Source organism: Candidatus Woesearchaeota archaeon, assembly GCA_026394965.1.
GTDB lineage: Archaea > Nanobdellota > Nanobdellia > Woesearchaeales > 0-14-0-80-44-23 > JAPLZQ01.
Genome location: JAPLZQ010000068.1, coordinates 1 through 2,003, shown reverse-complemented (window position 1 = coordinate 2,003; position 2,003 = coordinate 1). Strand labels below are relative to the sequence as shown.

Annotated in this window: 2 protein-coding genes; both read right to left on the bottom strand. The window is 39.2% G+C overall.

The genetic code is table 11. The annotated features are described in order from the left end of the window. A partial coding sequence (locus NTV63_02790) for a hypothetical protein (protein MCX6709858.1) occupies positions 1-208 on the bottom strand: 208 nt, incomplete at its 3' end. A gap of 2 nt (positions 209-210) precedes the next feature. Further along, positions 211-2,003, bottom strand: a 1,793-nt coding sequence (locus NTV63_02785) for a UDP-N-acetylglucosamine 2-epimerase (protein ID MCX6709857.1), incomplete at its 5' end; no start/stop codon positions are given.

Below are 2,003 nucleotides of genomic sequence, written 5' to 3'. Positions count from 1 at the left end.
CCCCAACATCAAGCAATTTAATCCTTTCACTTTCTTTCATATGCTTCCTGTTCTTTTTTGCAGAGAGAAGAATCTCGGATTTGACTGCATTGAACCTTATCGAGGTATCAACAGAAGAAAGGAAAATTCTTGCTCTCATGGGAAAGAGGGAAAGGACAAGCTGGAATGGAATCTTTATGATTTTCACAAAAAGTTCAATTGGCTTCATTTTTACCTTTTCAGCGCCAGATTTTCAGCAAGTTCTGCTATCCTTTTTGAAGCCATGCCGTCAATCCTGTACGCATATTTTTTCACAGCAGATTTTCTTTTAAGTGAAAGGTTCTTTATTGTTTTTTTATCATAAAGGATCTTCCTTATTGAAGGAAGAATATTCTCTTTTTTGTAAACGCCTATTGCTGCGCCGTCATTTACGCAGGGAAGGGTATCCTCTCCAGCCAGATTTAGAACTATTAATGGTTTATCTGAAGCAAGAGCATCCAAAAATGTTGTGGAGCTTATTGTTATTGCTGCAGATGAAATTCCCAGTATCTCAGCCAAGCCAACATTCTTCACAATAATCGCATTTGAGCCTGTTTCATGCATTATCCTTTCTGCAAGAGCCGGGCTTTCAGCAGGATGAAGCTTAATCACAAGCTGAACTTCAGGCATACTTTTTGCAGCCTCAAAAAGGGAATGGAATGCGGGAATCATCTCATTTTCAGGAAGGGGCTGGGAAAAGAAAACAATCACTTTCTTTTTCCTATTTATCCCAATCTTTTCAAGCGCGGCATAAGAATTTCTCCTTCTCGCTTTAAGGTAATCCAGCTGAAGGCTTCCTGTAATATGAATTTTGTTCTGTGAATTTCCGTGCCTTACAAGGATGTCCCTTGTTTCTTCCCCGTAAATAGCCATTGCATCAACATTTGTCTTTGAAAAAAGAGGTATGTCAGAAATCACTCCGTGCTGGACAAAAAGGGTCTTTATCCCATTTTTCCTTGCCGCAGATATCACTGTCTTGCTGAAGTAATTCCAGCAGTCAAAAAGGACAATCAGGCTCGGCTTTCTTTCTTTTATTGCACGCTCAGAAACCTCAATGTAGAAAATAAGCTCAGTAAATCTCGATAGGAAAAGAAATTCAAAAAGCCCGATTATCGATCTACTTATGTCAATTCCATCATATTCCACAGAAATAAATTCCTTCCTGCGGACATGCCAGAGCGAGCTGAGCCTTTTCTCCTCTTTGTTCACCTTATCATTTAATTTTGCATCAACAAATTTTGAGAAAGGCAGATAACTGATATTTTCTCTATCATACATCCCCTTATCAGAGTCGCTTAGCCCGATTACCTCAACCGGACACTTTTTCATCATCTTTGCCCAGGGCAGGGTAAGCTTAAGGGTTCTTGGAGAATTTGTGAAAATTACCACTTTTCCGGCTTTTTCCTCTGAAGAATCCCATCGTTTACTTCTTATCCTCCTAAGTCGCCTAACTTCACAGGAATACTCTCCCAGCTTTTTTATGGCGATTCTTCCGCCAAACCGTATTATTCCGCTCTTAATCCTGGCAATTAACGGGGTTTTATCAATCAGCGGGATTTTTTCCTTGAGAGCAACGCCTTTTGCAAGCATCCCGAATTCTGAGCTTGAGTCAAAAAGCAAAATCTTTTTTGGCTTTTCATTCTTGATAATCGCCTTAAGAGAATCAATATTAGTCACTATACCCAGAAAAAAAGATTCCCATATGTCTATGATGTCAGAATCCCACAGAGATATTCCGCGATAATTAACTGCCTCCTTAAGAAGCGGATTTTTTTCAGGGATTGAACCTGCAAAATCCATTGATTTCTGCCCAGCTTCCCTTTCAATCTTTTCAAGACGGTATTCTGAAAGCCGTTTAAACTCTATTCCTGCCTTTTTCAGCCGCTCTTCAGTTGAGAAATCCATGGCAATAACTAATATGCTGTCTTTCTTAGAGCGCTTTTTAATTTCCGGAATTACAATTTTGTTATAGAAAATATTGTAAT